The organism is Beijerinckia sp. L45 (assembly GCF_009765775.1).
Classification (GTDB): Bacteria; Pseudomonadota; Alphaproteobacteria; order Rhizobiales; family Beijerinckiaceae; genus RH-AL1.
Genome location: NZ_LMUU01000131.1, coordinates 1 through 7402, shown reverse-complemented (window position 1 = coordinate 7402; position 7402 = coordinate 1). Strand labels below are relative to the sequence as shown.

Below are 7402 nucleotides of genomic sequence, written 5' to 3'. Positions count from 1 at the left end.
CGAGGCGCCGGCCCAGTGCACGGTCGAGCCGCCGACCGACTTGACGATCCAGGCCGGAAGGTTGGGAAAGTCCGTCGCCACTCGCCAGGTGCCGGAATCGGTGCGCTTGTCGGCCCAGGCGAGCTGGGCAAAGCTTTCCCATTCGTTGTTGACGAAATCCGGGATCTCGTTGCGCGCGCCGGCTTCGAGGATCACCACCTTGACGCCCTTCTGCGCCAGCTCGTTGCCGAGCGTGCCACCACCCGCCCCCGAACCCACGATGACGACGACGGTGTCGTCGCTCAAATCGAACTGAGCCATGTTTCTCTCCCGGATTCTTTTTTTCGGTCTTTGCGACCTTATAGTCGTGGGGCGGCAGCGCGTTCAGACGCGCGGCAGCCAGTCGATGTCGTTGAAGCCGCGGTGGAGGTAGCCGCCCTTCTCGAAGGAAGAGCCCTCGTAGCCGAACTTCGGCCAGATCTCGGGCTGGTTGTAGATCGAGACGACGAGGTCGGAGCGGATCTTCTTGAAGAAGTCGGTATGCTCGACGGCCTGCAGCAGCGCCACGCGCTCGCTCTCCCAGCCGACATCGGTGTAGGCGACCTTGTGGGTGTCCTGAGCGTCCTGGTTCAGGCGCTTGACGCCCTCCTCCAGCATCACCTTCGTTGCGGGGTCGGCGGCGGCCTTGGCGTCCCAGGGTTTGACGGCTGTGATGTAGACGCTGTCGCCGAGGAAATCGTGCGGGTAGATGTCGCGCGCTACCTTGACCAGGGTCTTCAGCGTTGCCGGCTGCAGGGTGCCGCCCTCGGCCCAGGCATCGGTGAGCGGGGTCACGGTGGCCGCCGCGACGGCTGGGATTGTCGCCGTCGCCTGCAGAACGAAGCGGCGACTGAAGGTGCTGCGCGGGTCGACGTCTCTCATGGCGATCCTCCAATCATTTTTTCTAAGCTTTTGAATTGCTTGCCAAATGGCCGAGAAGCGGGGTTAGCCGAAGCGGCCGCCGCGTTCGATGACCTCGATCTTGTAGCCGTCGGGATCCGTGATGAAGAAGAAGCGGGCGAGCGTCTTGCCGTCGTGCTTGAAGTCGCGCAGCGGTCCTGGCGCCAGGCCTTCGCCCGTCAGCCGCGCATGCTCGGCATCGACCGCCTCGACGGTGACCGCGAGATGGCCGTAGCCGTCGCCGAGCACGTACGGCTCCTTCTGCGAATGATTGACGGTGAGCTCGACCTCGAACGGCGTCTCGGCATTGCGCAGGTAGATCAGCAGGAAGTCGCCGAAATCGAGACGATCCGCGACGTCGAACCCAAAAGCTTTTTTGTAGAAGTCGACCGACCGCGCCTCGTCGAGCACGCGGACCATCGAGTGAACTGCTTTCGCCATGGTTTGATGTCGCTCCGTTTAGGGAAGCGAGGCTAACCAGCGCTTCATCGGCAGCGGTAGTAGCGGGCTGTTGTCCGACCCGGCCGAAAGGCGGAGCATGACGGGCGCGCGGCCCGGCGCTTGCTAAACTGCAGCCACGGTTCGCCCTGCCCGAGGCTCCGCGCAAAGAGTGATTTAAAACGCCGTGGCCTATGGTAATGCGTAGGAGATGACCAGAAGCGCGTTCTTGGCGGACGACGGCGAGGACCCGCGCCGCGATCGCCGCATATCCTCCATCGTCCAGGCCCTCGGCCGGCGACCGATCGTGCTCGTCGGTCTGATGGGCTGCGGCAAGACGTCGACAGGACGCTGCCTGGCGCGCCGACTCGGGCTCGAATTCGTCGACGCCGATTGCGAGATCGAGTGGGCCGCGGGCATGTCGATCGCCGAGATCTTTTCGCGCCACGGCGAAGCGTACTTCCGCGATGGCGAACGTCGGGTCATGGCGCGGTTGCTCAGCGAAGGCCCGCGCGTGATCGCCACCGGCGGCGGGGCCTACATCAACGACGCAACCCGTGCCCGGATTACGGCCGGCGGCTTAGCGATCTGGCTCAAGGCCGATATCGACGTGTTGTGGCGCCGGGTGAAGCGCCGCTCACACCGGCCGTTGTTGCGTGGCCCCGATCCCGAAGGCACGTTGCGCGAGCTGATGGCGAAACGCTATCCGCTCTATGGGCGGGCCGACATTACCGTGACGTCGCGCGATGGCCCGCACGAAGCCGTGGTCGACGACATCATGACCGCCCTTGAATTCAACCTGCGGTTCTCGCCCGACCCGCCCGAGACCCGTATGAAACCGCAACCCCGCCGTCCCGCCCTGTCCGCTCTCGCGGCGCATACGGTCCCCGTCGATTTGCCCGGGCGCGCCTACGAGATCCTCATCGGGCCAGGACTTTTGAAAGAGGCCGGCGGCGCGATCGCGCAACTGTCGCCGGGTAGCGCCTGCGCCGTCGTCACCGACGACACCGTGGCCCAGACCCATCTTGCTGCGCTGACGGCAAGCCTCGACGCCGCCGCCATCCGCCACAAGACCATCACCGTGGCGCCGGGCGAGGGCTCGAAATCCTACGCCTGTTTCGAGCATGTGTGCGACGGGATCATCGCCGGCCGGTTCGAGCGCGGCGACCTGGTCGTCGCCTTCGGCGGCGGGGTGGTCGGCGATCTCGCCGGCTTTGCCGCGGCGAGCGTCCGCCGCGGCATGCGTTTCGTGCAGATCCCGACGTCGCTGCTGGCCCAGGTCGACAGCTCCGTCGGCGGCAAGACCGGCATCAACTCGAAGCACGGCAAGAACCTCATCGGCGCCTTCCACCAGCCGGCCCTGGTGCTCGCCGATACCGACGTGCTGAAGACGTTGCCGCCGCGCGAGTTCGCTGCCGGCTATGCCGAGGTGCTGAAATATGGCCTGCTCGGCGACGCCCCCTTCTTCGACTGGCTCGAGACGAACCGCGAGGCGATCTTCGCCGGCACCGGTCCGGCGCGGGCGGAGGCCGTGGCCCGCAGCTGCGCCGCCAAGGCGCTCGTCGTCATGCGCGACGAGCACGAGCACGGCGAACGCGCCCTGCTCAACCTCGGCCACACGTTCGGCCATGCGCTGGAACGCCTCAACCATTATGACGGCAGCCGCCTCGTCCACGGCGAGGGCGTCGCGATCGGCATGGCCTGCGCCTTCCGCTTTTCCCAGCGCCTGGGCCTGTGCCCCGCAGCCGACGTCGCCAAGGTCGAGGCGCATCTGAAGGCCGTCGGCCTGCCGACGCGGATCCAGGACATTCCGGGCTTCACCTTCGATGCGGAGGCGATCGTCGATGCGATGCGCCAGGACAAGAAAGTGGAGCGCGGCAGCCTGACTTTCATCCTGGTCAAGGGCATCGGCAGCGCCTTCGTCGCCAAGGCGGTCGATGCCGACGATGTGAAAGCCTTCCTGGACGACGAATTAGAACCGAAAGCCTGATCCGATGGACGGCGCACATCCCGCGGCCCTGCCCGTCGACCTTTGGGTCGCCGTCGTCATCATCATCGTCTGCATCGCGCTCTCGGCGTTTTTCGCGGCGTCCGAAACCGCGCTTACCGGCGCTTCCCGCGCGCGCATGCATGCGCTGGAGCGCAACGGCGATGTCCGCGCCAAGCTGGTCAACCGGCTGCTTCTGCGCCGTGAACGGCTGATCGGCACGACGCTGCTCGGCAACACGCTGGTCAACATCGGCTCCTCCGCCTTCATGACGAGCGTGCTGGTGGTGCTCGTCGGCGAGCGCGGCGCGCTCTACGCCACGGCGATCATGACGGTGCTGCTGCTGGTTTTTGCCGAGGTGCTGCCGAAGACCGTGGCGATCAACAATGCCGACCGGCTGTCGCTGCTGGTCGCGCGCGTGCTCTCGGTTTTCGTCGCCATCTTCGGGCCGGTCCTGATGGGCGTGGAAGTCCTGGTTCGGGGTGTCCTCAAACTATTCGGCACGACGGCGGACGAGCACAAGTCGATCCTCACCGGCGCCGAAGAGCTCAAAAGCGCGGTCGACCTGCTGCACAAGGAAGGCAACGTCGAGCGCGACGACCGCGACATGTTCGGCGGTCTCCTCGATCTCGACGAGCTCGATGTCTCCGACGTCATGGTCCACCGCACCAGCATGGAGACGCTCAACGCCGACCTACCGCCGGCCGATCTCGTGCGCGAGGTGGTCGCTTCGCCCTACTCGCGGGTGCCGATCTGGCGCGGCGAGCCGGACAACATCGTCGGCGTGCTCCATGCAAAGGACTTGCTGCGGGCGCTGAGCGCGCTGGGCGGCGACGTCTCGACCTTCGAGGTCGACAAGGTCGCGGTCGAAGCCTGGTTCATTCCGGCGACAACCACGCTGAAGGATCAGCTTCAGGCGTTCCGCAAGCGCAAGATTCACTTCGCCCTCGTCGTCGACGAATATGGCGTGGTGATGGGGCTGGTGACGCTCGAAGACATCATCGAAGAGATCGTCGGCGACATCAAGGACGAGCATGATCTCGCGGCGCAAGGCGTGCGCCCGCAGCCCGACGGGTCGGTGATCGTCGAAGGCTCGGTGCCGATCCGCGATCTCAACCGGGTGATGGATTGGGACTTGCCGGACGAAGAGGCGACAACCATCGCCGGCCTGGTGATCCACGAGGCCCGCGCGATTCCCGAGACGGGGCAGGTCTTTACCTTCCACCGCTTCCGTTTCGAGGTGCTGCGGAAGGTGCGCAATCGCCTGGCGTCGCTGCGCATCGTTCCGGCGTCGGCCCGGGATGCCAGCAGGGGCTGAGCAGGCCGTCACGCGGCTAGTCACATTCGGACGGCAATGTCGCGCAAACTCTTTGTGAAGTTTCGCGGGGTGATCACGCGGAACCGGGCAATGTACGGAATCGTTTGGCGGACCTACGACGCGCCGCGTCACTCCCCCCAAGGACTTCCTGAATGATTGATGATAATCCGCGCTCGACTGCGAGAGTGCCCGGGCCGTCGTTTTACGCGGCGCTCGTTCAGTTTCCCATTGTCTGCTTCTTTGGCACGCTTCTGACCGACCTCGCTTATTGGAAGACGGCCGAGTTCCTTTGGGTGTCCTTCTCCGTCTGGCTTCTGGCATTCGGCCTAGTGATGGCAGGCTTGGCGTTTCTCGCAGGCCTCGTCGATCTGGCGCGCCGCCGGCGCGTTCGCTTCCTGGGCTTTTCCTGGGTGCAGATCCTCGGCCAGCTGGTGGCGGCGCTTCTGTCGCTGCTCAACGTCTTCGTCCATAGCCGCGACGGCTACACGGCGGTCGTGCCTGAAGGGCTTCTGCTGTCCGCGCTCGTCGTCCTGATCCTGCTGGTCACCGGCTGGGTCGGCACGTCCATGGCCTATCGCACCACCCGCGTTGGAGTGACCTACTGATGACTGTCCTCCGTACCGCGCGACCAACCTTCCGCGTCTCTCAGCTCGCCCTGCTTTGCGTCACCGTTTCGACCTTGGCGCTGGCTGGCTGCGACGATCAGGCCGGCGATCCGACGACCCAGATCGGTGCCAATCCGCGCCTGCCCGAGCCGCAAAACTACCTGTTGCCGCCGATCGCGACCGCAACGCCCGGCCCGTGGGGTGACACCACGCCGACCGTGGCCGAGGGCCTGCAGATCCACGCCCTCGCGCGGGATCTGCTGCATCCGCGCCAGGTCTACACCTTGCCCAACGGCGACGTGCTCGTCGTCGAGGCGAATGGCCCGAAGGCGCCGATCAACCGGCCCAAGGATCTGATCGAAGGCTTCGTCAAGTCCTTCGCCGGGACCGGCGGCAAGGGCGGCAATCGCATCACGCTGCTTCGCGACATCGGTCCGGACGGCATCGCCAAGACGCGGACCGTCCTGCTCGATCACCTGAACTCGCCGTTCGGCGTGGCTCTGGTCGGCAGCGACCTCTATGTCGCCAACACCGACTCGCTGATGCGCTACCCCTACACGGCGGGTGACACGACCATCACGGCGCCTGGCGTCAAGCTGACGGATCTGCCGGGCGGCCCGATCGACCATCATTGGACCAAGACCCTGGTGGCGAGTGCCGACGGGACAAAGCTCTATGTCGGCGTCGGCTCGAACAGCAACATCACCGAGAACGGCATGCCGGCCGAGCTTGAACGCGCCGCGATCTGGGAGATCGACCGGACCTCGGGCGCTCATCGCATCTTCGCCAGCGGCGTCCGCAACCCGACGGGCCTCGGCTTCGAGCCGACCAGCGGTAAGCTTTGGGCGGTCGCCAACGAGCGCGACGAGATCGGGCCGGACCTCGTGCCGGATTACCTCACCTCGGTGCAAGACGGCGGATTCTACGGCTGGCCCTACAGCTATTACGGCCAGCACATCGATGCGCGCGTCATGCCGCAGCGGCCCGATCTGGTCGCCAAGGCTATCGTGCCGGATTATGCTCTGAGCTCGCATGTCGCGCCGTTGGGCGTCACCTTCGCCAACGGCTCGTCACTGTCCGCCTTTAAAAGCGGCGCCTTCGTCGGCGAGCACGGCAGCTGGGATCGCGCCCCGCTGAACGGCTACAAGGTGATTTACGTCCCCTTCGCCGATGGCAAGCCGAGCGGCACCCCGCAGGATGTCGTGACCGGTTTCCTCACCGCGGACAACCATGCCCTCGGCCGGCCGGTTGGCGTCGCCCTGGACAAGACGGGCGCCCTGCTGGTCGCCGATGATCTCGGCAATGTCGTGTGGCGGGTTTCGGCGAAGTAACCGCCGCAACCGCACCGGTGCATCCGGCCCGGCCCTTCTCGCGAGGGGCCGGGCCGACCCATTTTGAGGATTGACATCATGGCAGAGACAACGCCCGTCTGGTTCATCACCGGTTGCTCCACCGGCTTCGGCCAGGAACTCGCCAAGCTGGTGCTCGCCCGCGGCTGGCGGGCGGTCGTTACCGCGCGTGACAAGGCGCGGGTGGCCGATCTGACCAGGGGCCTCGAAGACCGCGCGCTGGCGCACGATCTCGATGTCACCGACGCGGCGCAGATCGAAGCCGCGGTCGCGGCGGCGACGAAAAAATTCGGCGGCATCGACGTGCTCGTCAACAATGCCGGCTACGGCTACCAGGCTTCGATCGAAGAGGGTGTCGAGGCCGAGATCCGCGCCCAGTTCGACGCCAACGTGTTCGGGTTGTTCGCCCTGACCCGCGCGGTGTTGCCCGGCATGCGCGCCAAGCGCAAAGGCCACGTGCTGAACATCACGTCTGTTGCCGGGTTCGTCGGCTTCCCCGGCTCCGGCTATTATGCCGCCAGCAAGCACGCGGTGGAAGGCTGGTCGGACGCTCTGGCCGCCGAGGGCGCGCCGCTCGGCATCAAGGTGACCTGCATCGAGCCCGGCCCGTTCCGCACGGATTGGGCGGGCCGCTCGCTGAAGCAGACGCCGAACGCGATTGCCGACTACGCCGAGACGGCGGGAACGCGGCTGAAAAACACGGCGGAGAAGAGCGGCACGCAGGCGGGCGACCCGGTGCGTGCCGGCGAAGCGATGATCGCTGTCACCGAGGCGGCACATCCACCGA

8 protein-coding genes are annotated in these 7402 nt (G+C 66.0%); 5 read left to right on the top strand and 3 right to left on the bottom strand.

The features are described 5' to 3' along the window. The 3 genes from GSQ79_RS13685 to GSQ79_RS13675 form a co-directional block, all read right to left on the bottom strand. On the bottom strand, positions 1-300 hold a 300-nt coding region (locus GSQ79_RS13685), incomplete at its 3' end, for an FAD-dependent monooxygenase (protein ID WP_174243218.1). A gap of 63 nt (positions 301-363) precedes the next feature. Further along, positions 364-900 carry a gluconate 2-dehydrogenase subunit 3 family protein gene (locus GSQ79_RS13680; protein ID WP_158809259.1) on the bottom strand — a complete coding sequence of 179 codons (537 nt, stop codon included), beginning with the start codon at positions 898-900 and terminating at the stop codon, positions 364-366. A 63-nt stretch (positions 901-963) separates the two neighbouring features. After that, positions 964-1359, bottom strand: a complete 396-nt coding sequence (locus GSQ79_RS13675; protein WP_158809258.1) for a VOC family protein — start codon at positions 1357-1359, stop codon at positions 964-966. A 208-nt stretch (positions 1360-1567) separates the two neighbouring features. Here GSQ79_RS13675 and aroB point away from each other — a divergent pair, with 208 nt between their 5' ends. The 5 genes from aroB to GSQ79_RS13650 form a co-directional block, all read left to right on the top strand. Then, on the top strand, positions 1568-3346 hold the full coding sequence (gene aroB / locus GSQ79_RS13670) for a 3-dehydroquinate synthase (RefSeq protein ID WP_158809257.1): 1779 nt from the start codon (positions 1568-1570) through the stop codon (positions 3344-3346). Between the two features lie 4 nt (positions 3347-3350). Beyond that, entirely contained in the window at positions 3351-4661 is a 1311-nt protein-coding gene (locus tag GSQ79_RS13665) for an HlyC/CorC family transporter (protein ID WP_158809256.1), read from the top strand. 152 nt (positions 4662-4813) lie between these two features. Beyond that, a complete protein-coding gene (locus GSQ79_RS13660) occupies positions 4814-5266 on the top strand; it encodes a DUF2231 domain-containing protein (RefSeq protein ID WP_158809255.1) in 453 nt (150 codons plus the stop codon). After that, complete coding sequence (locus GSQ79_RS13655; RefSeq protein WP_158809254.1) at positions 5266-6597, top strand: sorbosone dehydrogenase family protein; 1332 nt, start codon at positions 5266-5268, stop codon at positions 6595-6597. The genes GSQ79_RS13660 and GSQ79_RS13655 overlap by 1 nt, the downstream gene beginning before the upstream one ends. 78 nt (positions 6598-6675) lie before the next feature. Next, positions 6676-7402: oxidoreductase (locus tag GSQ79_RS13650; protein WP_174243217.1), on the top strand; the 727-nt coding region annotated here is incomplete at its 3' end.

Excerpts from the sequence above, each read along its gene's own strand:
- GSQ79_RS13680 (WP_158809259.1), bottom strand. The coding sequence starts at position 900 with ATGAGAGACGTCGACCCGCGCAGCACCTTCAGTCGCCGCTTCGTTCTG.
- GSQ79_RS13655 (WP_158809254.1), top strand. The coding sequence starts at position 5,266 with ATGACTGTCCTCCGTACCGCGCGACCAACCTTCCGCGTCTCTCAGCTC.
- GSQ79_RS13675 (WP_158809258.1), bottom strand. The coding sequence starts at position 1,359 with ATGGCGAAAGCAGTTCACTCGATGGTCCGCGTGCTCGACGAGGCGCGG.
- aroB (WP_158809257.1), top strand. The coding sequence starts at position 1,568 with ATGACCAGAAGCGCGTTCTTGGCGGACGACGGCGAGGACCCGCGCCGC.
- GSQ79_RS13660 (WP_158809255.1), top strand. The coding sequence starts at position 4,814 with ATGATTGATGATAATCCGCGCTCGACTGCGAGAGTGCCCGGGCCGTCG.
- GSQ79_RS13665 (WP_158809256.1), top strand. The coding sequence starts at position 3,351 with ATGGACGGCGCACATCCCGCGGCCCTGCCCGTCGACCTTTGGGTCGCC.